Origin of the sequence: Amycolatopsis orientalis DSM 43388 (assembly GCF_000411975.1) — a bacterium.
Taxonomy (GTDB): domain Bacteria; phylum Actinomycetota; class Actinomycetes; order Mycobacteriales; family Pseudonocardiaceae; genus Amycolatopsis; species Amycolatopsis orientalis_D.
Genome location: NZ_ASXG01000161.1, coordinates 13407 through 37105, shown reverse-complemented (window position 1 = coordinate 37105; position 23699 = coordinate 13407). Strand labels below are relative to the sequence as shown.

The following is a 23699-nucleotide window of genomic DNA, read 5'->3' as shown; positions in this document are numbered from 1 at the left end:
CAACAAATAGAAGAGTATTCAATATGTCCCTGTGAGCGAACGCGACTTCATCGGGTACGGGGCGGAGCCGCCCGCGGGCGCGTGGCCGGGCGGGCGGAAGGTCGCGGTGTCCATCGTGCTCAACATCGAGGACGGCGCGGAGCGGCAAACCGCTCGCGGCGACAGCGCCGACGACCTGGGCGCGCACTGGGAACGGCATCGGGTCGTGCCCGGGCGGCGCAACCCGACCCTGGAGTCGGCCTTCGAGTACGGCGCGCGAGCGGGTTTCTGGCGGGTCCTGCGGGTTTTGCGGGAGTTCGAGGCGCCGGTCACCGCGTTCTGCTGTGCCCATGCGCTCACCCCGCCGATCGCCGCCGCGCTGGTCGCGGACGGGCACGAAATCGCCAACCACGGCCTGCGCTGGGACACGCACACCGACCTGAGCCCGGCTGAGGAACTGTCCAGGATCCGGTCGTCGACGGCTCTTCTGCGGGAGCTGACCGGGAAGCGTCCGGCCTGCTGGTACTCGCGCGACGGCATCTCGCCCGGGACCCGGGCCGCGGCTGCCGCGGAGGGATATTCCTACGATTCCAACAGCTTCTGTGACGACCTGCCCTATGTCGACGGTTCGCTGCCGGTGGTCCCGTACGCGGGCGACACGAACGATTCGGGGCTGTTGAGCCAATTCCGGACGGGGCGCGCGTTCGGAGCATACCTGTGCGATTCGCTCGCGATGCTGCTCGACGACCCGCGTCCCGGCGCGACGGTGCTGAGCGTGGGACTGCATCCGCGGCTGATCGGCCGTCCGGCGTATGCGAACGCGCTGCGGACGTTCCTGCGGTTCGCGGCGGAACAGGACGTGTGGCTGGCGCGACGGGACGAGATCGCCCGCTACTGGCGGAACTCCGTCTCGAACAACCGTCCCCACCCCTGAAGCCGGCTCGGGGCCCCGGCGAGCCCGAGCAGATGCCACACGGTAGCCGCGGCGCTGTCCACCACCGGCACTCCCAGCCGGGCTTCCAGTTCCGGCACCAGATACGCCGCCCGAAGATTCGTCCCCACGCACACGATTGCCTCCGCCGCCGCGGAGGCGGCCGCCGAAACCAGGGCCGAGATCTCCGGAAACGGCAGCGCGGAAATCTCCGGATTCGTCATCGGCCGGGGCGGCACGGACCGCGACACCACCTCGATCCCCGCCGCCGCGTACTCCTCGGCGATGGTGTCCGCGATCGGCGACGGCCCCGGGAAAACCAGGCCGACCTTCTTGGCCCCCACCGCTTCCACCGCCGCGACCAGGGCGAGCGAGGCCGTGGTCGCCGCCGTTGAAACCCGTTTCGCCAGTCCGGCGGCCAGCGCCCGGTCGTGCTCCAGCCCGAGCCACGAACCGGACGTCCCGTGGAACGCGAGCGCCGAAATCCCCGCCTCGGCGAGAAGATCCGCGGCCGGGCCGATCAGCGCGGCGTCGATCACCGCGTCGAGGTCCGCGGGCAGCGGGAAGCGGCTCGCGAGCGCGGTCGCCCGAGTCCCGGCCAGCATCGCCGCGGTGAGCGGTTCGGCGTTCGTGTTCGACGACGGCACGATCAGGCCGAGCCGCGTTTCGCCGGGACGCATCAGTGCACGCGGCCGAGCGACGGGGGAGTGGAGATCGCGAGGATGACCGCCGGCTCCTCGTTTTCGTTGCTCCACCAGTGCGGCGTGGACGAGTCGTAGCTCATCGTGTCGCCCTCGCCGAGAACGAAGGCCTGCCCGCCGATCGTGGCGCGCAGCGTTCCGGACAGCACCACCACGACCTCCTCGCCGGGGTGGGAATGCGGCACGTCCTCGCCGCGGAATCCGGGCGGGATGGTCATTTCCAGCACGCCGAGCTTGCGGTCGGTGTTGGGGACGAGCATCTCCTGCACGATGCCGTCGCCGGGCAGTTCCATCCGCAGCCGCTCCTCGCGGCGCACGAGCACCTTCGTCTCGTGCGACTGCTGGCCGAGGAACATGTCGGCCATCGGCACCTCGAGCGCGTTCGCCAGCCGCAGCAGCGTGGCGAACGACGGATTGCCGATGCCGCGCTCGATCTGGCTGATCAGGCCCGCGCTCACGCCCGAGCGCGCGGACAGTTCCTCGACGGTGAACCGGCCGCTGCGGCGTGCCCTGAGCGTCGCGCCGAGGTGGTTCACCCAGTAGTCGCGGTTGTCCTCCGCGGCGGGCGGTTCGGATTGGGCGGATCCCATCTCTGCTGTCTCCTCCGGGAGCCGGTCCGCCCGCGGGGCGGAGCTTGCGAACGGCGTCATCTTATCAAAAGTCCTTCAGTATGTTGCGACCGGAACCGGGCTGGCCGTTGACATAGTGATTAATCTTCAACAAAATGAAGTGCATGACAGCACTGCGGGAAGGCCGGGTCGTCCGGCTGGGCGGTTCGGTCCCGCTCGACGGCCGGGTGAGCTGGGCGCCCGCCGACGTCCGCGGGACACAGCCGCTGAACTGCTACCTCGTCCGCTCGGCGGAGGGCGCGGTGCTGATCGACACCGGCGTCCGGGTGCACGCGGCGCGGATTGTCGCGCAGCTGCGGGAATCGGTGCCGGAGAACACCCCGCTGGCAGTGGTGCTGACCCGGACCGAAATGGACTGCTGCCTGAACCTTCCGGAGATCGAGGCCGCTTTCCCGGTGACCGCCGTGCACTACACCGGCGGCATCACTGTGCCGGTCGTGGACGCGCCCCGCGAGCGGATCACCGTCGAAGAAGGCCGCCCGGCGGAGCTGGAGCCGATTCCGGGCATCCCGCTGCGAATCCACGCTCCGCGCCTGCGCTTGCTGCCGACGCTGTGGCCGTACGATCCGCTGAGTCAGACCCTCTTCACCTCCGATTCGTTCTGCCACACTAGAACCGAAGCCGACGACGCGCCCGATCCGGCGGCGGTCGCCGCGCAGCTGCGGGTCAAGTTCTCCTGGCTGGACCACGCCGACCCCGCGCCGGTGCTGGACGACCTCCGCGCCGTCTTCGCCGCCGACCCGGTGCGGGCCATCGCGCCCGGGCACGGTTTCCCGTTGCTGGGCAGGGAGACCGTCGAGGCGCACGTCGAAGCCACGCTGAAGGAGATCGGCCGATGACCGCTCGCCGGATCGCCCCCGCCACGCACTGGCTGGGCGGCTGCATGCAAGCGATGGCCGGCGACGGCCCGGTCCACTACCACGTCTCCGCGTACTTGATTTCCGGCTCCGCCAGCACCGTCTTGGTCGACACCGGAGACCCCCGGCACTGGCCGCTGATCGAAGCGCAGCTGGACGACGCCCTCGCCGGACGACCGCTCGACTACCTCCTGCCGACCCATCCCGAGCTTCCGCACGCGGGCAATCTCCCGGCGCTCCTGGCGCGGTACCCGGGCGCCGTGGTCGTCGGAGACGTGCGCGACTACCACCTGCACTATCCGGAGTACGCCCACCGGCTGCGCCCGCTCGCGATCGGCGACCGCCTGGACCTCGGGGACCGGCAGCTGGAATTGGCCGAGGCGTACATCCAGGACCTGCCGAACACCGTCTGGGCCTACGACCCGGGCGATCGCGTCCTGTACGTGTCGGACGGCTTCTCCTTCGTCCACGATGTCCCCGCCCTGCCCTCGATGGGCGACGACGAGCCAGGCCACCGGCCGGGCGAATGCCGGTTGCTGTCCACCGAAATGCCCGCGGCGCCGACCGTCGGCCAAGCGGCCTACGGTACCGGCCGGGCGCTGTACTGGACGCGATATGTCGACGTCACCGACACCTTCGGCCGGATCGGCGAATTCCTGGCCGTCCATCCGGCCGACCTCATCGCTCCCGCGCACGGCAACGTGATCGCCGACGTGCCGCGGATGATGACGACCGCGTTGGCCGCGCACCGTCAGGTCTATTCCGCCTACACCGGCGCGTGATCTTGTGGTAAGCAAGCGGGCTATGCGCGGAAAGATGATGCGCGGCCTGGCAGCCGCCGCGATGAGCCTGCTGACCTGTCTCGTCGCCGCACCGCCGGCGCCGGCCGCGCCGGAGCCGAAGGCGCCGCCCGAATTCGTTGCCCTGCGCGACGTCGATCCGACCATCGTGCAGGAAATCCGGTACTTCACGCCGCACAACTTCACCGGCGCGCCGGTCGACGGCTACCGGCAGCCGATGTGCATCCTGACCCGGGACGCCGCGACGGCGCTGCACAACGCGCAACTGTCGTTCCTGCGCCAGGGCTACACGCTGAAGGTCTACGACTGCTATCGCCCGCAGCGCGCGGTCAACAATTTCGTGCGCTGGGCCGAGGACCTGAACGACCTGCGGATGAAAGCCGAGTTCTTTCCGCGGGTGGACAAGGACCGGCTCTTCGCCGACGGCTACATCGCGGCGAAATCCGGCCACAGCCGCGGAAGCACGGTGGACCTCACGCTCGTCCGCCTTCCCGCGCTCCCGACGCGTCCGTACCGCCCGGGCGAACCGCTGACTCCTTGCTACGCACCGAAAGCCGACCGCTTCCCGGACAACTCGATCGACATGGGCACCGGCTTCGACTGCTTCGACACCCTCGCGCACACGCTCGACCCGCGGATCGTCGGGCAACAGCGGGAAAACCGGATGCTTCTGCTGCACGGGCTGGAGCGGGCCGGGTTCAAGAACCTGCCCGAGGAATGGTGGCATTACACGTTCCAGCCGGAGACCTTCCCGGACACCTATTTCGACTTCCCGATCTGGCGGCGGTCGCTGAGCGGCCGTCCGTTCTAGGGCGGGTCGCCGACGAGCTCCGCTGCCCTGCCTGCCGCGGCCCGGCGCAGCGGTCCCCGTCAGCCCCTGCGCAGTTTCCGGCGCACCAGCGGCCAGAACGCCGCGATCACCGCCAGCGACACGAGGCTCGTCCAGACCTGGGTGCGGGCCGAGTCGTCGGTCAGCAGCATCACGACGACGATCGCCACGACCCCGGCGACGGTCAGCAGGCCGAGCCACGGGTGCAGCCACATCTTGAGCTTCAGCCCGGCCTGTTCCTCCGGCGTCATCCGGTGCCGCATCCGCATCTGGGTGAACGCGATGAACGAGTACACGAACAGCGCGACCAGGCCCGCGGAGTTCATGATGAAGTCGAAGATGCCGGAGTCGGGCGCGACGAAGTTGACGATGACCGCGAGGTACCCGCCGACCGTCGACGCCACCACGGCCACCATCGGCACGCCGGACTTGCTCTTCTTCGCCACCACCCGCGGGGCGAGCCGCTTCTCGGCGAGCGCGGAGAACATCCGTCCGGCGGAATACAGCCCGGAATTGAGCACCGAACACGCGGCGGTCAGCACGACCGCGTTCATCACCAGACCGGCGCCGGGCAGCCCGAACAGCGTGAAGGCGTGCGCGAACGGCCCTTCCTGTTTGGGATTCGGCAGCTGGTTCCACGGGACGATGGTGACGATCAGCAGCACCCCGCCGACGAAGAACAGCAGGATCCGCCAGATCACCGTGACGACCGCCTGCCGCACGCCCTTCGCCGGATCCTCCGATTCGGCCGCGGCCATCACCGCGATCTCGGTGCCGAAGTAGGAGAAGATCACGATCGCGACGCCGCTGAGCACCGGCCACCAGCCGTTCGGCGCGAAGCCGCCGTGCTGCCACAGGTTCGGGATCGAGAAGCTCGCCTTCGGCCAGAGCCCGAACGCGAACAGCGTGCCGACCGCGAGGAACACGACGATCGCGGCGACCTTGATGCTCGCCAGCCAGTACTCGACCTCGCCGAACGACCGCGCGGACACCAGGTTCGTGCTGGTGAAGAAGAGCAGCAGCACCACCGAAAACACCCACTGCGGCACGTCCGGGAACCACCCGCCGAGCACGGACCCGCCGACGACCGCCTCGAACGCGATCACGCCGATCCAGTAGTACCAGTACAGCCAGCCGACGAGATACCCCGCCCACTCGCCGAGCCCGACCCGGGCGTACTCCATGAACGACCCGATCGCCGGGCGCGCCGCGGCCATCTCGCCGAGCATCCGCATCGCGAGGAAGACGAGCAGGCCGCCGATCAGATAGGAGACGACGGCCGCGGGGCCGACGGAGCGCACGACGTTCCCGGAGCCGACGAAAAGGCTGGCTCCGATGATGCCGCCCAGGGCGATCATGGTGATGTGCCGGGAACGGAGCTTCTTGGGGCTGCCCTTGGGTGCGGCCGTCCCGGTCGCGGGCCCGTTGGCCGGGGCTGCCTCGCCTGCGGCGTCGGCGGGGTAGCCGGTGTTCGGGTCTGCTCCGGCTGGGTTTTCGGTGCGCCCGTCCGGAGTTGCCTCGCGGGACGGTGCATCGGCTGGGGCTGTACTGTGCCGGGTTGCTCCTGCTGGGGCTGTTGGGTTCGAGGCCGTGCGTGCGGTTTCTTCGGCCTGGGTGGTTTGGCTTGCGTTCGGCCCGGTTGCGGTCGTGTGGTGGCGGTTCGTGCCAGTCGGGGTGTGCGTGGTTGCTTCGGCTGGGTCTGCGGTGCGTTCGGCCGCCTCGGCCGGGGTCGCCTCGCCTGCCGCGGCCTCGCCCGCGGGTGCCTCGCCTGGAGTGTCCGAGCTTCCCCGGCCCCGCTCGGTGCTCCGATCAGCCATCGGTCGATCTCCCCTCTCGTCCAGCAGTGCTGTCCCGCGGCGCCGCGCGGCCGGCCACGAGGCCGGAACCGGCAGTCGAGCTGACGGCGGACAGTCTGCGGCCGCCGGGTCCGTCGAGGCTAGGTGCGACACGGGGAGGATGCCGGGCGAGAGAGTTGTCGATCATCCGAATGGAGCAACAGAACGCGCCGCCTTCGCCCGGCGCGCTGCGGTGCGGAATCCGTCTCCTCATGCTCGCTGGAAGTCCGCCAGCGTCGCGGTGATCTGGTGCCTCGTGCTCGCGGCCACTCGGGGATTCGTTGCCGCATAAGCGGTGTACGCGTTGAGCCCGGTGCTCAACGCGTATCCGCGCCCGCGCGTCCAGGAGTCGTCGTCGAGACCCGACTCGACGCGGAAGATCTCTCGGGCCGAAGGCGGGAGGAGCGTCCACGCGATCAGCGCGTCGCAGGCCGGATCGCCGACCCCGAGCCCGCCGAAGTCGAGGACGGCGCTGATCTCCCCGCTGTGCATCAGCAGGTTGCCCGGATGCAGGTCGCCGTGCACCCACACCGGCGGATGCGGCCACGGCGGTGCGGCGAGCGCGGCGTCCCAGACCGCGGTGAGCGCGGTGCGGTCGAAAACGTCGGCGGTCGCGGCGATCGCGGCGCGGGTGTCCGCGTCTCGGCGGGCCAGCGGTGCGCCGATGAACCCGGTGTGCGGTCCCGCGGCGAGCGAGAGGTCGACGGGGAACCGGTGGAGAGCCGCGACGAACCGGGCAAGGTCGAGCGCGGTCCGGTCCGGGCGGGACAGCGCGCCGATTTCCGGCGGCGAGCCCGGCAGCCAGCGGGACACCGACCAGTGCCATGGATATCCGCAGCCCGGCGATCCGAGCGCGACCGGCTCGGGAATCGCCAGCGGCAGGTGCGGCGCGAGGCGGGGGAGCCAGCGGGATTCCTTCTCCGGTTGCTCCGCCGCCCACTCGCCGCGCGGCAGGCGCACGGACAATTCGCCGCCGAGCCGGTAGATGACGTTGTCCGAGCCGGCCGGGTCGAGGCGTGCCAGCGGCAGAGCTGCCAGCCGAGGCAGCTGTGTGGAGAGGAGGCACTTGACCAAGGCTTCGTCGGCGGAGTGCGTTGTCGGCAAAGGCAAGTCTCTCGGTCGGAAGTCCCGGGTGAGACGATCAGACCACGCTTTCGGCGGGCGGTCTAACGAATTTCGCTCCAGCCTCCACTGCCAAGGAAGAAAGCGCCTACTTCGTGGCCCGACCCTGCTCGGAGCCCTCGGTGTCCTGCCGGAGCGCCTCCGGCTCCTGGCAGGCGCGGATGAAGGCGGCCACCGCCGGTACCGGCTCGGCACTGCGATGCAGCAGGTGAAAGTCGGTCGTGCGGCCAGGTTCGGCCAGCGGCCGGTAGACGACGTCCGGCACCGCGGCCCGGTCCACGCCCGCCGGGACCACCGCCAGACCCGCCTTCGCGGCGACCAAGGCGAGGACGCTCAACGTGCTGTCGGCGCGGAATCGGGCCGGCGGCGCGAGGTCGCGGTGCGGGAATCCCGGCGGAGCGAGGTCGCCGTCGCCGGTGATGTACTCGACCAGTTCCTCCCCGACGAGCTGTTCGGCGGTCAGCGTCCGGCGCCGGGCGAGGCGGTGCCCGGCGGGCAGCGCGACCAGGAACGACACCGAGCTGGCCGGGACCGAGGCCAGCCGGGGTTCGCCGGGCGGAGCCGGGAGCGCGCTGAAGCCGACGTCCAGCTCGCCGGCGAGGACCGCGCCGCGCTGATAGTGCGGCCCGGCCTCCCGCAGCTCGATCCGGACCAGCGGACGCGCCTGGTGGAAATCGCCGATCAGCCGGGTCAGGAGGCCGCCGAACACCGCGGCGCCCGCCACGCCGATCCGCACGGTCCCGGTTTCCCCGCGCAACGCCGACCGCGCGGCGTCCTGTGCGCGGTCGGCCTGCGCGAGCACCTGCCGCGCTTCGGCCAGGAACGCTTGGCCGGCCGGGGTGAGCCGGGGCCGCCTCCCGGTGCGGTCGAACAGCGGCCCGCCGAGTTCGCGCTCGAGGTCCCGGATCTGCATGCTCAGCGTCGGCTGGACGACGTGCAGCGTGCGCGCGGCCGCGCTGAATCCGCCCTCTTCGGCCACCGCGACGAAGTAGCGCAGGTGCCGCAGCTCCATCTCGGCTCCTATCAGCGGTACTGATCAATGGATCACGAACAAGTGTTTGAGCTTATCGCTTTCCCGGGGCCATGGTGGAGGGACAGACCGACGAACGGGGGCAGCGATGCGGATTGTCACGCTCGAAGAACACTGGACCGACCCGGCGGTGACCGCGGCCGGCATGTCCGAACTGCTGAAACACGTGCCCGGCTACGCGGCGGCCTTCGATCCGGACTCGGGGATGCCGTATCCGCGGCATCCCGATCTCCTGGAGGGCCTGGGCGCCGCCCGGATCGCCGACATGGACCGCCACGGCATCACCACGCAGGTGCTGTCACTGGTCAATACCTTTCTCCCGGCGGACGTCGCACTGGATCTGACCGCCGCGGCCAACGACACCATGGCCGAGGCGGTCGCGGGGTTTCCCGGCCGGTTCGCCGCCTTCGCCACCCTGCCGACAGCCGTCCCCGGTGCCGCGGCGGACGAATTGCGCCGGTGCGTCGGCGAATTGGGCTTCGTCGGCACGATGATCATGGGGCGCACCGACGACGAATTCCTGGACCAGCCGCGCTTCGAGCCCATCCTGCGCGCGGCCAGCGACCTGTCCGTGCCGATCTACCTGCACCCGGCCCCGCCGCCGGTGCCGGTCAGCGAGGCCAACTACGCCGCGGGGCTCTCTCCCGCGGTGTCGGCGGCGTTCCGGCTCCCCGCGTGGGGATGGCATCAGGAAACCGCCGTGCACTTCCTGCACCTGGTGCTCGCCGGGGTGCTGGACCGGTATCCGCGCCTGCAGTTCGTCCTCGGCCACTGGGGCGAATTCATCCCGTTCTACCTCGACCGGCTGGACGAGACCCTGCCGCGCCGGATGACCGGGCTCGACCGGACGATTCGCGAATACTTCCGGGACAACGTGTTCATCACCCCGAGCGGCATGTTCAGCCAAGCCCAGCTCCGGTATTGCGTCGACACCGTCGGCGTCGGCCGGATCCTGCATTCGGTCGATTTCCCGATGCTCGGCAACGACGGCGCGGTGTCGTTCCTGGCCGATTCGCATCTTTCCCGCGAGGATCAGGAGAAGATCGCCCACGGAAACGCGGACGCGCTGCTCGGGCTCGGCTGATCCTTGTGCGCGGCCGCGGGTCAATGCGGCTGGGAGAGATCGCCTGGCCGGAAGGCCTCCACGGTAGTGCTCACTGGCGCGTCGAGCTCGGTTTTGCGTTCGCGCGGGTAGACCCAGCGCAGCGTGGCCGTCGACCCGGTTCCGGAGAAGCCTCGTTCGTAGAAGATCTTGCCGTCGCTTTGATAGCCGGAAATCGAGTAGTGGTCGCCTTCGTCCTTGCGGTAGGTGACTCGGCCGCCGTTGGCTTCTTCCGCGGCGGCCGCGTCGGCCAATGCCGCCGCGGTGCCGCGGCCGCCCGAATTGGTGCCCCATACGGTCAAAGTCGCGTCGAGAGCGGGATTGGTGAATGTCATTCCGTCGCCGTTGTCGGGCTGGTACGGCGCTGCGGTGTAGCCCTCGGGGACGCGTGTGGTGAAGCCGAAGCGGGGGTTGGTGTAGGTGTTGCTGACCGCCGGGGTGGACGAGGAAGGCGGCGCGGGTGCTGAGGAAGGCGTGGTGGTGCCGAGCATGGCCACGAACTTCGGCTGGAACAGATCCGCGATTTCGGCGTACGGGACGGTCACCGTTTCTTTTCCGCTCGCCATGTCGCAGCCGAGGTCGTACCAGAGGATTTCGAATTCGGCCCCGGCCTTGGTGAAGCCCATCGAGGCTCCCGGCACGTGCTCGCGGGAGGGGTCCCGGTCTGCCGCGTCGATGGTGGCTTGCGGACCCTCATCGCCTACCGAGGCCACTCGGCAGAAACCGTGCCGGGTATGCGGTTCGATGCGCTCGGTGAGGGTTTTCATCCCGGCGGCGGTCAGTATTTCGGGCCGGAACACGTCCTTGGGGCCGAGCAGGTTCCCGGTGCGGAGGTCGAGCGTCACCGTTTCCGGGAAGCGCCACGTCGGGTGGGAGAGGAAATTCGAATCGAGATCGTGGTCGTAGCGGACGGAAAGCAGGCTAGGGGTCTGCAGCAGAATCCGCGCGGTCGTTCGCGCGGCGGGTGTTTCGCCGAGTTCGGTGAACCGCTGCTGCCAGTCCGGCTCGGCGCGGGCGTCGCGAACGGCCTTCAGCCGCTTGTCGATCGGGGCGCGCAACGCGTCGTTGATGCGTTTCCGCACCGCGGCGTCGGGGCCGCCGGACACTTGCGGATACTGGAGGCTATAGGTGATCGGGAGGGCTTGATCGCGTCCGGATTCGGTCTGGATGGCCACCGTGAGCGCGGCGGGCGGCGGTGGATCGCCGGGGTGATTGAAGACCAGGATTCCGCCGGTGACCAGCGCGCCGACGACCACCAGTACCGCGATGACCTTGCCGACGATCACCGCCGTCGCGCCTGCCCCGGTACCCGTGGCCGGCACTCCCGCCGCGACGGCACCGGCACCGGCTCCGATCGGCGCGGCAGCCGTGCCCGCCGTCGTCAGGAGTGCCAACGGAGTGAGCGCGGTCAGCGCGGCAGCCGAGGCGGCCAGGCGCTTCCAGCCGCGTTTCTCCCAGTCCTTTCCGTACGCCTTGCGGGCGACGGTTTCCAATTCGGAGACGAAAGCGTCCGCTGTGGACGGTCGCCACGCCGGGTCTTTGGCCATGCCGCGCGCGATCAGCGGACGCAGCTCCTCCGGCACCGCGTCCAGCGGCACCGGCGCCGTCTGGTGCAGCGCGCGCAGCTCGTCGGCAGTGTCCGCCTCGAACGGCTGATGCCCGGTGATGCACTGGTAGAAAACGCAGGTGGCGGCGTACACGTCGGTGGCGGGCTGGCCCGGCTGCCCGGCCCACTGCTCGGGTGCCATATACGACGGTGAACCTGCGGTCAGTCCGTTGTGACCGTCCAAAGTGGCTAGTCCGAAGTCGACCAGTTTCGACTCGCCTTCCCGGGACACCAGCACGTTTCCGGGCTTGTAGTCGCGGTGCACGACTCCGGCGGCGTGCGCGTCGGCGAGCCCGAGCAGGGAGCCCTTCAGAATGGCGAGCGCGGATTCCGGGGCGAGGACGTTCTCCGTCGCCAGGAGCGCGCGCAGGGACACGCCGGGGACAGCCTCCATCACCAGCGCGGCGCCCTGCGGCGTCTCGATGAAGTCGAACAACCGCACGACATGCGGGCTCCGGACGCCCGACAGCAGCCACGCCTCGCGCCGGAACCCGGCCGCGAGGTCCGGGTCGGCGAGGTACTCGGCGAGCAGGTACTTGATCGCCACCATCCGGCCGGAGTCCTGGTGCTTGGCCAGCACGACACGGCCGAAACCGCCCACGCCGAGCACGTCGACCTCGGTGAATCCGGGTGCCCGCCAGTCGCTCATCCCCGCCGCTTCCCCTCCCCGCGAGGCCGGTCGCGGTCGGCGGAATCGTACTCCGGAATGTGGCATTTTGGGTGGGATTGTCACTTTCAAGTCCCGGAGCCCGGGTCACGGATCCAGCAGGCGCAGTCCTTGTTCGGTGGTGCGGTAGAAGACCGTGCGGCCGGACCGCCGCCCGGCGACCAGGCCGCTGTCGCGCAGCACCCGCAGGTGTTGCGACACCGCGCTCGGCGAGACGTGCAGGACTTCGGCGAGACCGGTGGTCGTGGCGGGGGAGCGCAGGGACTCGAGCAGTTCGGCGCGACGCCGGCCCAGCAGCCGGACCGCGGGTTCGGCCGGGCGAGGCTCGGCGGCTGTCCACAGTGCACCGCTGCCCCGGGCCGGGTAGCGGATCGTGGTCTGGGTGGTGGTGTGCAGCTTGACCATGACCCACGGCGGCCCGAGCACGACAGGGGAGAGCACGAGCCCGCCGGCGGGACGGCCGGGCGAGGGACGACGGTCGCCGTCGAGGGCGAGCCGGCCGTCGTGCCAGCTCAGCGCCGGGTGCAGGGCGGTGAACAGGCGGCGCGCGCCGCCGTCGGCCCATTGTTTGGCCCGGTAGGCGATGTCCGCGTCGAGGACGGCGCGCAGCCGGGGCCAGTGCGGCGCGATCAGGCGGTCGTGGGCCTGGCGGAGTTCGGCGGCGATGGCGCGGAGCCCGGCCGCGGGATCGTCGGCGAGCGCCCGGGCGGAGGCGGGCAGCTCTTCGCCGAACACGCCGCGCAGGCTCCGCCGGACCTGCCCCGGGGTGGTCCGGCACATCGCGGCGAGCGCCTCGTCGATCGTGCACGCCGCACGTGCCGGGGCGGGCAGCAGGAACTGCGGCCAGCTGCTCCGGCCGGTGACGAGCAACGGCCAGGTCCAGACCAGGTCCAACGGTCGCCCGGCCAGCTCGGCGGCGGCCCATCGGGTCCAGCCGCGCTGCCGCGAGCGCCCCCAGCACCCGGCCAGCGCCTGCAGCCCGGACACGGTTTCGGACAGCGGCGACACGGCGAGCCTGGTTCCGGCCAGGTCGCTGGTGCTGAGTTCGAGGGTCAGCGGCACGTCGCGATTATGCGGCAGAGGGTGGGGTTGAGGGGGCGGTCGGCTTGCCGGCAGGGGCGATGGTGCTGGTCTTCCGGGGAGCGCGGGATGGGGCTGGTCTGCATACGGGTTGGGCGGATGTGGTCTCTGGCGGTAGGCGGGCGGGGCTTGTCTGCGGAGGAGCGTGAGGTGGTGCTGGTCTCTGGAGGAGGGCGGGCGGGGCTGGTCTGGGGAGGTGCTGGTCTCCGGAGGAGGGCGAGGGCGGGTTGGCTTGCCGACGTGGTGGGGCTGGCTTGGGCTGCGGGCGAGGCTGGAACAGCTTGTCCTGGGGAGGAGGGCGGGGTGGCCCTGGTCCGCGGAGGAGGGCAGGGCGGGGATTGGTCTGCGACGGGAGTTGGGGCGGGCCTGGTCCGCGCACGAGGCTGGGGCGGCCTTGTCCTGCGGACAAGGCCGGGGCGTGCCTGGTCTGCGGGCGAGGCTGGGTCAGGTCGTCCTGCGGAGGGGGCAGGCTCGGTCCGCAGACGAGGCTGAGACGGAATCGGCATCCGAACGACGGAGAGTTGGTCGGCTCCCCAGGCGAGGGTGAGATCGCGCTGCTGTGCGGGCGAGCGCGGTCCCGCTCCTGCCCGGGCGAGAGTGAGATCGCGCTGGTGTGTGGGGGAGAGCGCGATCCCGATCCCGCCGGGCGAGAGTGAGAAGGCGCTGGTCTTCCGATGCCCCAGCGACGCGTCTTCTGCGCACCGGTCCTTCTCCCGGCCCAGCGGATAGCTGGCCGCCGAAGGTGCGGCAGGACGACCGTCGTTGCGCGACATGAAGGCCGCAGCGGCTGAGCCACCGGCGAGCGATCGCGGGAGTCGGGGCTTAGGTCATTCGATGTAGCTCCAGCCTACATGATGGCGAACACCTGTTCGACTCGGGAACCATCCCGGACATGAACCGACGCGAGCTCAAGACCAAACTCCCCGCCGCGTACTGGCGGTTGTGGTGCGCCTCGGCGGTGGACAACGTAGGCGACGGGATCTTCTCGGCGGCCGTCCCCCTGCTGACGGTCACGGTGAGCCGCGATCCGGTTCTGGTCTCGGTCGTCTCCGCGGCGACCTACCTCCCGTGGCTGCTGCTCTCGCTGCCCGCGGGCGCGCTCGTGGACCGGCGCGACCGGGTCGGTCTGCTCTGGCGGTCGCAGGCTCTCCAGGCCGGGCTCGTCGCGGTGGTCGCGGTGCTGGCCGGGCTGGGGCGGATCGACATCGCGGGGCTGGCGGTGCTGGGGTTCGGGCTCAGTGCGTGCGAGGTGGTGTTCGCCAACGCGTCGCTCGCGGTGTTGCCCGATCTCGTTCCGGAGGCGCAGTTGCACCGGGCGAACGGCAGTCAGTACGCGATCGCCAACGCTGGGCAGCTGTTCGTCGGGCCGCCGCTCGGCAGTCTGTTGTTCGTGGCTGCGGCGGCGTTGCCGTTCGGAGTGGACGCGCTCTCGTTCGTGGTGTCCGCCGCGTTGCTCGCGACCTTGCCGCGTCGACCGTTGCCGACGGGTGCGCAGCCGCCGATTCGGGTCGCGGTGGTGGAGGGGGTGCGCTGGCTCGGGCGGCACCGGCTGTTGCGGACGTTGGCTGGCCTGCTGGCGGTGAACACGTTCTGCTACCAGCTCGGCAATGTCACGGTCGTGCTGCTCGCGACGCAGACCCTGCACGTCGGCGAGCGTGGTTACGGAATGCTGCTCGCGGGCGCGGCGGTTGGGAGTGTGGCAGGTGGGATGGTCAACGCGCGCATCGTCGCGAAGATCGGTGCGCTGCAAGCGTTGCTGACCGCGTTGCTCGCCAATGCGGTGATCTTTCTGCTGATCGGGATCAGTCCCAACGCGGTCGTGCTCGGGATCTTGCTGGGGATGAACGGGTTCGCCACCACGCTCTGGAGCGTAGTCACGGTTAGCCTGCGGCAGCAGGTGGTGCCGACGGAACTGCGCGGCCGGGTGCACAGCGTCTACCGGATGCTGGGCTGGGGGCTGATGCCGCTCGGGTCGCTGGCCGGCGGACTGGTCGCGGACGCGTTCGGCATCCGGGCGGCCTATCCGGTGGCCGGCGCGGTGCGGGCGGTCGCGCTGGCCGTCGCGCTGCCGGTGCTTCTTTCCGCGATGCGGGACGTTGAGTGAGGCGACTGTCCTTAGTGGACGTTGGAGCGCGAGCCCCGGCAGGGCGGAATTGCATCTTATTCGTGGAATGATGACGGTGGGCGTTTCTGTGTGTCGTTCGGGGAGTTGCAGTATTCGTTGTGGTTTGTGGATAAGGGGGGCGGCTCGTCGCCTGGCGGCGACATTGCGCCATCCGGCGTGCGTGGGGCACCCCGAAGCTTGATTGTGCTGACGGGCGGTGGGTGCTTGTCAAGGCGGGAAAGCGTGCCTTGACAAGCACCCACCGCCCGCAGGGAGGCTTCGTATCGGGGTGCAGGGCGGGGGCTGGGCACCTCGAATTTTGGGTGCAGCGGCTGCGGAGCGGGGGCTGGGTGCCTCGATCGTGGGTGCAGCGGTGCGGTTTTTGCGGCCGTGAGGGGAATCCTGCGAATCAGGGTTCCCCTCACGGCTTGCTTTTTTTACGGCAGGGTCAGGCCGTAGGCGCTCAGTGCTGCGGGGACTGGCTGGAAGAAGGTTTCTCCGCCTGAGGTGCAGTCGCCGCTGCCGCCCGAGGTGAGGCCCAGTGCGGTGGCTCCGTCGAACATCGAGCCGCCGCTGTCGCCCGGTTCGGCGCAGACTGTGGTGTCGATCAGGCCGCTTACGCTGCCTTCCTGGTAGTTCACCGTGGCGTCGAGCGCGGTCACCTGGCCGTCGTGCACGCCGGTGGTCGAGCCGCTTCGGGTGACCGTTTCGCCGACTGTCGCGTCGCCGGCCGCGGTGATTTGCTGGCCGGTGTTCACTGCGCTCGGGGCGTCGATGCCGGGGTCGTAGGTGGCGTAGGAGTAGTCCGTGCCCGGGAAGTTCGCGGCGGACGTGCTGGCGATGTGCTGCGAGTTGCCCTGGTCGGCCCACCAGTCGTTGGTGGCCACGCCGCAGTGCCCGGCGGTGAGGATCGCGGCCTGGCCGCTCGAGGTGTGCACGTTGAAGCCCAGCGAGCAGCGCAGGCCCTGGCCCCAGATCGCGTCGCCGCCGCTGATCAGCGGGCGCAGCTCGCCCTTCGTCCGCGCGAACCGGGCCTTGTCGCCGAAGCGGTGCACCGCGTTGGTCACTTGGGCGAGCTTGGCTCCGGTGACCGTCGAATCGGCGGTGACGAGCACCTGTCCGGTTCGCGGGTCGACGCGCCAGGCGGTGCCGGGGACGCTGGCCGTGCGGGCCAGGTCCGCGGTGACCGCTTTCAGCTGGGACGCGCGGTATTTCACGAACTTCGGCGTCGCGCCCGCCGCGCGGACCTGGTCGGCGGCGGCCTGGTCGGTGACGGTCACCGTCAGCCGCGAGGCGGACTGGTCGTAGAACGAGCCGACGGTGCGGTCGCCGAGCGACTTCGCGAGGCTGGCGGACACGGCGGTCGCGGCCCTCGCGTTCAGCGGGGCCGCCGAGGGCTGGGCAGCGGCGACGCCCGAGGCGGCGAAAACTGATCCAGCGGCCAGAACGGCCGCGGCGAAGGCGATGCCGCCGCGTCCGCCGAGTCTTTGACTGAGTGCTGGGATCATGCACATCTCCGTTTCTTGCGAATAGGACGATGGCGCGCCGCGGTCAGCGAATGCGGGCGCAATTCGCAGTTTAGGGACGCCGGGCAATCCCTTATACCCACGAAAGTCGCGAACCCCGTTCGGCTTTGTCCGCTCAACGGAAGCGTGGACGCCATTCTCCGCGCGGACGCGGAACCGGAACCGCTTATTCCGCGTTCGGTTCCTCCCGCTCATCGAAGTTCGTGCCTCGGCGCACGGTTCGGCGCCCGGCCGCATCCCTCCTTTCGACGGTGTTCGGACTCCGGCGGCCCTGGGACTCTGTGTTTCCGTCGCGAGCCCGGCGCCCGCGACGTCGTCCCGGCCGTATCCCCGGCCGAACTCCAATCCCGCGATCGGCGGGAATGGTTGCCATGGAAGGGAAAACGATGCGGAAAATCATGCTGGCGGTGACGGGCGCGGCGGCCCTGCTGTTCGGGGTCGCCGCACCGGCGGCCGCGGCGCAGCCGGCCATCATCGGAGGCAGCGACGCCACCGAAACCTACTCGTTCATGGTGTCCCTGGACAACGGCTGCGGCGGAAGCCTCGTCGCGCCCCAGTGGATCATCACCGCGAACCACTGCGGATACGCCTCGCAGGCGCGGATCGGGTCCACCGACATCAATTCCGGCGAAGTGGGCCAGATCGACAACGTGATCACCGACCAGGGCACCGATCTGACGATGATGCACCTGAGCCAGCCCGCCCAGTCCGCGCCGGTCGCGATGGCGCAGACCAACCCGGCTCCGGGAACGACCGCGCGGCTGCTCGGCTGGGGCTGCACGAGCTGGCCCAACTGCCAGACGCCGCAAACCCTGCAGCAGATCGACCTCCAGGTCCTCGACAGCAGCGCGTGCGCGGCGGGCGGCGGCGGTGCGGGCGACGTCTGCGTCTCCGGCGACTACGCGCATTCGGCCTGCCACGGCGATTCCGGCGGCCCGGCCATCGTCGGCACCACCGGGAACTGGACGCTGGTGGGCGAAACCCACGGCCCCGGCGACAACGGCGGCGAATGCGCCACCACCACCCTCTACACCGGCATCGCCCAGTACCTGCCGTGGATCCAGCAGCAGATCGGAAGCTGATCCCAAATCCTCATGCGGAGAGGACAAAAACCATGACCCTGCAACGCTTTGGCCGGTTGGCCGCCGGCGCGGCGGTCGCCCTGGCGCTGCCGCTGACCGGCGTCGGCACGGCGTCGGCCGCCCCGCTGGACGCGGTCGAGCTGTACTACGACGCCAGCGGCCTGCCCGACTACCAGGCCGAGGCCGCCCAGGCCGCGGCCAACTGGAACAACTCCGTGCACAACGTGCACCTCAACAGCGGCGGCGCCGCGACGATCGTCATGCACGAAACCACCGGAGGCGGCTCGTACACCCAGACCGACGGCCACGGCACCGGGGACATCTACATCGACACCCAGCAGGTCGCCGAGGGCAACGACCCGACCCGGATCATCGCCCACGAGATCGGCCACAACCTCGGCCTCCCCGACCACTACGAAGGACCCTGCTCGGAACTGATGTCCGGGCACGGGCCGGGAATCACGTGCAAGAACGCGACGCCCGACGCCCAGGAAGCGGCCGAGGTGGACGCGAATTTCGCGAACGGCTTCGCGACGGTTCGCCTGCCGGACAAGCACATCTACCGCTGATCGACCGTGCTCGAGTCGCACCGGACTCTGTTGCCGGGCAGGAACATCGGACCGCGGACCCGCGGAACGCTCGCCGGAAGCCCACTGCCTCCGGCGAGCGTCAACGTCGCTCGAGATCAGCCTCGCGCGACCTCGACGTCGTCGAGAATCCCCAGCGCGTCCGGCACCAGAACCGCGACGGAGTGATACGCACTGACCAAATAGGACGAGATCGCGCGGTCGTCGATCCCCATGAACCGCACATTCAACCCTGGCCGGTATTCGTCGGCGAGGGATTTCGGCCGCAATCCGATGACGCCCGCGTCGTCTTCCCCGGTGCGCATCGCGAGCACCGACGTGGTGCCCGCCTCGGTCACCGGGATTTTGTCGCACGGCAGGATCGGGACCCCGCGCCACGCCAGGACGCGTTTCCCGTCCACCACGACCGGGTCCGGGTAAATGCCCGCCCTCGTGCATTCGCGGCCGATCGCCGCGATGGCCCGCGGATGCGCGAGGAACAACCGCGTTTTGCGGCGCCGGGACAGCAGCTCGTCCAGATCGGCCGGGGTCGGCGGGCCGGTGCGGGTGGTGATCCGGGATTTGAGGTCGGCGTTGTGCAGCAGGCCGAAATCCGGGTTGTTGACCAGCTCGTGCTCCTGCCGTTCCCGCAACGCCTCCACGGTGAGCCGCAATTGCTGTTCGAACTGGTTCATCGGGTCGTTGTACAGATCGGCGACGCGGTTGTGCACGCGCAAGACCGTTTGCGCGACCGCGAGGTCGTACTCGCGCGGCGAGGGCTCGTAGTCGACGTACGTTCCGGCGATGACCGGTTCGCCGTCGTGGCCCGCGGTCAGGTCGATGTTCGCCTCGCCCTTGCGGTTCTGCGGTTTCCGCGGCCGCGACACCGCCTCGGCGACGTGTGCGCGCAGGGAATCGAGTCTGCCGTTGAGCCGGGCGTACGAGCCGGCGGGCAGCACCAGCGCGACCACCCGGGTCGCGGCGCGGGCGGTGAACCCCCAGACGGCGTCGTCCCGGGCGAGGAGTTCGCCGCCGAAATGATCGCCGTCGGTGGAGGTGCCGAGATGGGTTTCCGCGCCGTAGTGCCCCTCGCCGTGCCGGGTGACTTTGCCGTGCACCACGAGCACGAGCTGGTCCAGCGGCTGCCCGGCGGTGACGAGCGTGGCGCCCGCCTCGTACTCGCGTTGTTCGAACGCGTCGGCCAGCGCGCCGAGCGCCGTCTCGTCGGCGAACCGGCGCAGCAGTTCGAGCTCGGTGAGCTCGAGCGGAACGACCTGCACCCGCGGCCCGGTCTGGAAGAAGCTCACCTTGCCGTCGCCGACGGTGTAGGTGAGCCGCCGGTTGACCCGGTAGCTGCCGCCGGGCACCTCGACCCACGGCAGCCGCGACAGCAGCCACCGCGGGGTGATCGACCGCATCTGCGGCCGCGATTTGGTGGTGGTGGCGAGGGTCCGGGCCGCCTTGACGCCGAGGGAGAGCTGCTCCTGTTGTTCCGTGACGGGCACCGGGCTCAGCCCTCCCGGCCGAGTTCGACTGCCTCCAGCACGGCGAGCGCGTCGGGCACGAGGACGGCGGCGGAATAGTAGGCCGAGACCAGGTAGGACAGGATGGCCTGCTCGTTGATGCCCATGAACCGCACGTTGAGGCCCGGCTGGTACTCGTCCGGCAGCCCGGTCTGGTGCAGCCCGATCACGCCCTGGGCCTGTTCGCCGGTCCGCATCAGCAGGACCGAGCTGGTGCGGGTGTCGGTGACCGGGATCTTGTTGCACGGCAGGATCGGCACGCCGCGCCACGCGGGCACCTGGTGGCCGCCGAGGTCGACCGAACCGGGGTAGATCCCGGCCTTGCTGCATTCCCGGCCGAACGCGGCGATCGTCTTCGGGTGCGCGAGGAAGAACCCGGGGTCCTTCCACACCAGCGACAGCAGCTCGTCGAAATCGTCCGGCGTCGGCGGGCCGGTGCGGGTCGGCACCCGCTGGTCGTAGTCGGCGTTGTTCAGCAGCCCGAAGTCGGGGTTGTTGACCAGTTCGTGCTCTTGCCGTTCCCGCAGCGCCTCGACGGTGAGCCGCAACTGCTGCTCGGTCTGGTTCATCGGCTCGCTGTAGAGGTCGGCGACCCGGCTGTGGACCCGCAGCACGGTCTGCGCCACGCTCAGCTCGTACTCGCGCGGGGAAGTGTCGTAGTCGACGAACGTCCCCGGCAGCCGCGGCTCGCCGTCGTGCCCGGCGGCTAGGGCGATTTCGGCCTCGCCGTGCTCGTTGCGGGCGGTGTCCCCGCCCGAGGCGAAGGCGTCGAGGTGCGCTCGCAGCGCGTCCGAGCGGTGCAGCACGCCTTCGAACTCCTGGCGCGACAATGTCAGCACCGTCGCGGCGGTGACCGCTTTGGCGGTGTACTCCCAGATCCCGTCCGCGGTGGTGAGCACGTTTTCGCCGAAGTAGTCGCCGTCCACGAGCGTGCCGAGCACCGTCTGGTCGCCGTAGGAGCCGACCCCCGCCTTCGTGATCTTGCCGTGCGCGATGAGGAACACCTGGTCGGCACGGCTGCCGAATTCCGCCAGCACGTCGCCCGGCTGGTATTCGCGCTGCTCGAACCGGCCGGCGAGCTCGGCCAGCGCCGCCTCGTCGTCGAATCCGCGCAGCGGGGCGAGCTCGCCTAGCTCCGGCGGGATGACGCGGACCTCGGAGCCGCTGCTCACGAAGGTGACGCGGCCGTCGCCGACGGTGTAGCTGAGCCGCCGGTTGACGCGGTACGTGCCCGCGGACACCTCGACCCACGGCAGCACCTTCAGCAGCCACCGGGTGCTGATGCCCTGCATCTGCGGCACGGACTTCGTGGTCGTGGCCAGCTGCCGCGCCGCCGCGCGGCCGAGGCTCAAGGGTTCGGAGTCTTCCACGTCCGCGGAGTCGACCGGGTCGGTGACAGTCACAGCGAAACCACCTTGTCTTCGGGTGCGAAACCTGGGCTCAGGAGTAGAGGGTCAGGATCGGTAGCGAGGGTTCGTGGCGTGCCATTCGAAGCCGCCGCCCATCCAGTCGCGGACGCCGGCGAGGAAGCGCTGCAGTTCCGGCGACGGGACCGCCAGCAGGGCGCGGTGCCCCTCCTCGAACTCGCGCACGATCCGGTTGTGCAGCGCGACCGTGGTCTCGACCGCCTCGGAGACCGGGCAGTTCCGGTCGGCGGCGATCTGCAGCACCATGTTGCAGACCGGGTTCTCGTCGGCCGCGTCCTTCGCCACCGAATGCAGGTCGTTGACCAGGACCGTCGCGGTGCCCGCGCGCATCATCGCCTCCCGCACGCGCGGGTCGTAGTACAACGGCGCGGGCAGTTCGTACCCGCCGACGGCGTCGATGAGGGTCATCGAGGTGTAGAAGCTGTCGTGCTGGCGGGCCGCCAGGTACTCCCAGGCCGGGGGATAGCGGCCGGTGTGGCGCCACGCGGCGTAGGCGTCCCAGCTGACGAACATCGCGAACGTCGAGTAGCAGACCCGCTGGACCAGCACCGGCGAACCGTGCCTGCCGAGATGGTCGACCGCGGAGCGGAAGCCGACCCGGATCGGATCCGCCCGCAGCGCCTCTTCCAGCGGCGCGGAGAACTCGCCGGCCGGGGCGACCGGGTCCATCGCGGGCATCACCAGCGCCAGCCGCGGCGGGAGTTCGGTCGGCGAGGCGCCGAGGGAGCTGTCATCGGCGTAGTAGTCGTCGGCCGCCCACCACACCGCGTTGAGCTGCGCGGCGATCAGCAGCCGGTCGGGATCGGAGGAATCCGGGTGGGCCAGCATCGCCAGCTTGCCGAAACCGGCGTGCGCGATCTGGTCCAGCCCTTCGCCCTCGAACCCGCAGTCGGCCGCCCACGCGACGAGCCGCCGGTCCACCTCTTCGGCGAGCGGTTCGTCCACCCGCCGCACGACCGGGCAGTACAGCGGGGACGCGCTGCCGTCGCCCCATTCCCGCTCCGCGTACGCCGGGTCCTGCCCGCTGGCCGACGGCGCGAACTGCGCCGCGATCCGCGCCGCCGAGGTGCCGAGCCCGACCGGGCCCGCCCAGAGCGAGGACGGGCACGCCAGGTCGGGACGGACCGCTGCGATTCCGGACATGGCGGCCCGCTCAGACGCGGTCGGCGGCGATGAGCAGGTAGTGGAAGCTGCCCTCGCGGTAGGCGGTCAGGAACGGCTGCTCGATGCCCGTCGCGACGGACGACTGCGCGCGCAGCTCCCAGTACGGGATCGTCGCCTCGGTCAGGTCCACGACGGCGATCGGGACGAACCCGGTGGCGGCCAGCGCCCGGAAATAGTCGCCGCGTGCGTGGATATTGCAGATGTAATGCTGGTCGATCTGGCTCACCGCGCGCGAACGCCCGCCGGTCAGGTCGTTGTAGCACCCGGTGATGGTCACGAATCGGCCCCCGGGCGCGAGCTGCCGCGCGTGTTCGGCGAAAAGCTCGTGCAGATCGACGTACATGGTGCTTTCGTTGTTCCAGATCCCGGCGAAGTCGCCGCTTTCGAATCCGGTGTCGAGCATGTTCCGGAGATGGAAGCGCACCGAGTCGTCGATTCCGCGCAACCGCGCTTGCTCGTTGGCGAAATCGACCTGCTGCTCGGAAATCGAGACGCCGTCCACCCGGCAGCCGAACCGCTGGTGCGCCTGCACGCTCGTGCCGCCGCGCCCGCACCCGGCGTCGAGCAGCCGGTCGGCCGGCTGGATGTCTCCGAGGTGCCGCAACAGGAAGTGCGACTGCGCGGTCTCCAGCCGGTGCATCTCGGCGATGATCGCCTTGTCCCGCCTCTCGCCGCGTCCGTCCAGGACGGACGGATCGTAGTCGCCGATGCCGTAGTGGTGGTGGTAAAGCCCGTCGACGTCGCCGAGGCGCAGGTTGACCGGATCTTTTTCGGCATTCCAGTAGTCGGCGACCGACTGCTGATACGCGGTGCGGGCAACCGGACGGGCAACGGACGTCATCATGTACTCCCTTTTCCGGAACGCGATTTCCGGTCGGCGCGCGTGAACTGTGCCGGCGCACATCGTCTCGGTGCGAGGCGCTCGGCTTTTCTCCCTCTGAGGTCCGAGGCTATCGAGGATTCTTTTCCGCGGACAAGGCGATTCGCGGGAATTCACTCGCGGGCTGGCGGCGGCGGTCCGGCGTGCCTCTTCTGGCCTAGGAAACCGCTCCTGCGAGGTGTCCGCGCGCCGGTCGCCGGGCCACGTTCGATGCCGCCGCGGACACGGGCGGATGACGGCAGGCGACAGCCCGTGGGCG

General features: G+C 70.1%; 20 protein-coding genes. 8 read left to right on the top strand and 12 right to left on the bottom strand.

All coding sequences use genetic code 11. The annotated features are described in order from the left end of the window. The first annotated feature begins 31 nt into the window (after positions 1 to 31). Positions 32 to 913, top strand: coding sequence for a polysaccharide deacetylase family protein (locus tag L942_RS33610; RefSeq protein ID WP_037367998.1), 882 nt, complete (start codon positions 32 to 34; stop codon positions 911 to 913). Here L942_RS33610 and L942_RS33605 read toward each other — a convergent pair. Further along, positions 871 to 1590, bottom strand: a complete 720-nt coding sequence (locus L942_RS33605) for a maleate cis-trans isomerase family protein (RefSeq protein ID WP_037367997.1) — start codon at positions 1588 to 1590, stop codon at positions 871 to 873. The two genes, L942_RS33610 and L942_RS33605, sit on opposite strands and share 43 nt — an antisense overlap. After that, positions 1590 to 2201, bottom strand: a complete 612-nt coding sequence (locus tag L942_RS33600; RefSeq protein ID WP_051166429.1) for a helix-turn-helix domain-containing protein — start codon at positions 2199 to 2201, stop codon at positions 1590 to 1592. The genes L942_RS33605 and L942_RS33600 overlap by 1 nt, the downstream gene beginning before the upstream one ends. Positions 2202 to 2344: 143 nt before the next feature. Here L942_RS33600 and L942_RS33595 point away from each other — a divergent pair, with 143 nt between their 5' ends. The 3 genes from L942_RS33595 to L942_RS33585 are packed head-to-tail and all read left to right on the top strand — an operon-like array spanning position 2345 to position 4708. Beyond that, complete coding sequence (locus L942_RS33595; protein WP_037367996.1) at positions 2345 to 3079, top strand: MBL fold metallo-hydrolase; 735 nt, start codon at positions 2345 to 2347, stop codon at positions 3077 to 3079. Then, a complete protein-coding gene (locus tag L942_RS33590) occupies positions 3076 to 3879 on the top strand; it encodes an MBL fold metallo-hydrolase (RefSeq protein WP_037367994.1) in 804 nt (267 codons plus the stop codon). Before L942_RS33595 ends, L942_RS33590 begins: the two co-directional genes overlap by 4 nt. A 22-nt stretch (positions 3880 to 3901) precedes the next feature. Then, the gene (locus tag L942_RS33585) at positions 3902 to 4708 is read left to right on the top strand and encodes a M15 family metallopeptidase (protein ID WP_037367993.1); all 807 of its coding nucleotides are present in this window, start codon (positions 3902 to 3904) and stop codon (positions 4706 to 4708) included. A 59-nt stretch (positions 4709 to 4767) separates the two neighbouring features. Here L942_RS33585 and L942_RS33580 read toward each other — a convergent pair whose 3' ends face one another. The 3 genes from L942_RS33580 to L942_RS33570 all read right to left on the bottom strand — a co-directional run bounded on the left by L942_RS33580 (position 4768) and on the right by L942_RS33570 (position 8695). Continuing rightward, entirely contained in the window at positions 4768 to 6090 is a 1323-nt protein-coding gene (locus L942_RS33580) for an amino acid permease (RefSeq protein WP_200863016.1), read from the bottom strand. A gap of 681 nt (positions 6091 to 6771) precedes the next feature. Continuing rightward, positions 6772 to 7671, bottom strand: a complete 900-nt coding sequence (locus tag L942_RS33575) for an aminoglycoside phosphotransferase family protein (RefSeq protein ID WP_037367992.1) — start codon at positions 7669 to 7671, stop codon at positions 6772 to 6774. 100 nt (positions 7672 to 7771) lie between these two features. Beyond that, positions 7772 to 8695 (bottom strand): LysR family transcriptional regulator, encoded by a 924-nt coding sequence (locus L942_RS33570; protein WP_051166427.1) that lies wholly within the window; start codon positions 8693 to 8695, stop codon positions 7772 to 7774. 106 nt (positions 8696 to 8801) lie between these two features. On the opposite strand from L942_RS33570, the gene L942_RS33565 reads away from it, so the two are divergent. Further along, positions 8802 to 9797, top strand: a complete 996-nt coding sequence (locus L942_RS33565; protein WP_037367991.1) for an amidohydrolase family protein — start codon at positions 8802 to 8804, stop codon at positions 9795 to 9797. Between the two features lie 20 nt (positions 9798 to 9817). Here the strand turns inward: L942_RS33565 and L942_RS42280 are convergent, their stop codons facing one another. Then, positions 9818 to 12070 (bottom strand): protein kinase domain-containing protein, encoded by a 2253-nt coding sequence (locus L942_RS42280; protein WP_051166426.1) that lies wholly within the window; start codon positions 12068 to 12070, stop codon positions 9818 to 9820. Positions 12071 to 12175: 105 nt separating this feature from the next. Further along, positions 12176 to 13150, bottom strand: a complete 975-nt coding sequence (locus tag L942_RS33555; RefSeq protein ID WP_037367990.1) for an ArsR/SmtB family transcription factor — start codon at positions 13148 to 13150, stop codon at positions 12176 to 12178. A 910-nt stretch (positions 13151 to 14060) separates the two neighbouring features. Here L942_RS33555 and L942_RS33550 point away from each other — a divergent pair. Continuing rightward, complete coding sequence (locus tag L942_RS33550) at positions 14061 to 15272, top strand: MFS transporter (RefSeq protein WP_037367989.1); 1212 nt, start codon at positions 14061 to 14063, stop codon at positions 15270 to 15272. Between the two features lie 437 nt (positions 15273 to 15709). On the opposite strand, the gene L942_RS33545 is transcribed toward L942_RS33550, so the two are convergent. Beyond that, positions 15710 to 16780: a S1 family peptidase gene (locus L942_RS33545; protein ID WP_235079562.1), complete on the bottom strand. Its 1071-nt coding sequence runs from the start codon at positions 16778 to 16780 to the stop codon at positions 15710 to 15712. 389 nt (positions 16781 to 17169) lie between these two features. Here L942_RS33545 and L942_RS33540 point away from each other — a divergent pair, with 389 nt between their 5' ends. Together L942_RS33540 and L942_RS33535 are read left to right on the top strand one after the other, a co-directional pair. Next, positions 17170 to 17880: a S1 family peptidase gene (locus L942_RS33540; protein ID WP_081655335.1), complete on the top strand. Its 711-nt coding sequence runs from the start codon at positions 17170 to 17172 to the stop codon at positions 17878 to 17880. Positions 17881 to 17912: 32 nt separating this feature from the next. Beyond that, positions 17913 to 18449: a snapalysin family zinc-dependent metalloprotease gene (locus L942_RS33535; RefSeq protein WP_037367987.1), complete on the top strand. Its 537-nt coding sequence runs from the start codon at positions 17913 to 17915 to the stop codon at positions 18447 to 18449. 116 nt (positions 18450 to 18565) lie between these two features. On the opposite strand, the gene L942_RS33530 is transcribed toward L942_RS33535, so the two are convergent. From L942_RS33530 to L942_RS33515, 4 genes are read right to left on the bottom strand one after another with little or no spacing between them, the layout of a single operon-like run. After that, positions 18566 to 19960, bottom strand: a complete 1395-nt coding sequence (locus L942_RS33530; protein ID WP_440201356.1) for a family 2B encapsulin nanocompartment shell protein — start codon at positions 19958 to 19960, stop codon at positions 18566 to 18568. Beyond that, positions 19957 to 21372: a family 2B encapsulin nanocompartment shell protein gene (locus L942_RS33525; protein ID WP_037367984.1), complete on the bottom strand. Its 1416-nt coding sequence runs from the start codon at positions 21370 to 21372 to the stop codon at positions 19957 to 19959. The genes L942_RS33530 and L942_RS33525 overlap by 4 nt, the downstream gene beginning before the upstream one ends. Positions 21373 to 21423: 51 nt before the next feature. Then, positions 21424 to 22539, bottom strand: a complete 1116-nt coding sequence (locus tag L942_RS33520) for a family 2 encapsulin nanocompartment cargo protein terpene cyclase (protein WP_051166425.1) — start codon at positions 22537 to 22539, stop codon at positions 21424 to 21426. A 10-nt stretch (positions 22540 to 22549) separates the two neighbouring features. Next, complete coding sequence (locus tag L942_RS33515) at positions 22550 to 23401, bottom strand: geranyl diphosphate 2-C-methyltransferase (protein ID WP_037368007.1); 852 nt, start codon at positions 23399 to 23401, stop codon at positions 22550 to 22552. Between the last annotated feature and the right edge of the window lie 298 nt (positions 23402 to 23699).

What these genes read in the sequence shown, in the direction of transcription:
- L942_RS33605 (WP_037367997.1), bottom strand. Translation starts at nt 1,590, where the DNA reads ATGCGTCCCGGCGAAACGCGGCTCGGCCTGATCGTGCCGTCGTCGAAC.
- L942_RS33600 (WP_051166429.1), bottom strand. Translation starts at nt 2,201, where the DNA reads ATGGGATCCGCCCAATCCGAACCGCCCGCCGCGGAGGACAACCGCGAC.
- L942_RS33595 (WP_037367996.1), top strand. Translation starts at nt 2,345, where the DNA reads ATGACAGCACTGCGGGAAGGCCGGGTCGTCCGGCTGGGCGGTTCGGTC.
- L942_RS33590 (WP_037367994.1), top strand. Translation starts at nt 3,076, where the DNA reads ATGACCGCTCGCCGGATCGCCCCCGCCACGCACTGGCTGGGCGGCTGC.
- L942_RS33585 (WP_037367993.1), top strand. Translation starts at nt 3,902, where the DNA reads ATGCGCGGAAAGATGATGCGCGGCCTGGCAGCCGCCGCGATGAGCCTG.
- L942_RS33570 (WP_051166427.1), bottom strand. Translation starts at nt 8,695, where the DNA reads ATGGAGCTGCGGCACCTGCGCTACTTCGTCGCGGTGGCCGAAGAGGGC.
- L942_RS33565 (WP_037367991.1), top strand. Translation starts at nt 8,802, where the DNA reads ATGCGGATTGTCACGCTCGAAGAACACTGGACCGACCCGGCGGTGACC.
- L942_RS42280 (WP_051166426.1), bottom strand. Translation starts at nt 12,070, where the DNA reads ATGAGCGACTGGCGGGCACCCGGATTCACCGAGGTCGACGTGCTCGGC.
- L942_RS33550 (WP_037367989.1), top strand. Translation starts at nt 14,061, where the DNA reads ATGAACCGACGCGAGCTCAAGACCAAACTCCCCGCCGCGTACTGGCGG.
- L942_RS33545 (WP_235079562.1), bottom strand. Translation starts at nt 16,780, where the DNA reads ATGATCCCAGCACTCAGTCAAAGACTCGGCGGACGCGGCGGCATCGCC.
- L942_RS33540 (WP_081655335.1), top strand. Translation starts at nt 17,170, where the DNA reads ATGGAAGGGAAAACGATGCGGAAAATCATGCTGGCGGTGACGGGCGCG.
- L942_RS33535 (WP_037367987.1), top strand. Translation starts at nt 17,913, where the DNA reads ATGACCCTGCAACGCTTTGGCCGGTTGGCCGCCGGCGCGGCGGTCGCC.
- L942_RS33520 (WP_051166425.1), bottom strand. Translation starts at nt 22,539, where the DNA reads ATGTCCGGAATCGCAGCGGTCCGTCCCGACCTGGCGTGCCCGTCCTCG.
- L942_RS33515 (WP_037368007.1), bottom strand. Translation starts at nt 23,401, where the DNA reads ATGACGTCCGTTGCCCGTCCGGTTGCCCGCACCGCGTATCAGCAGTCG.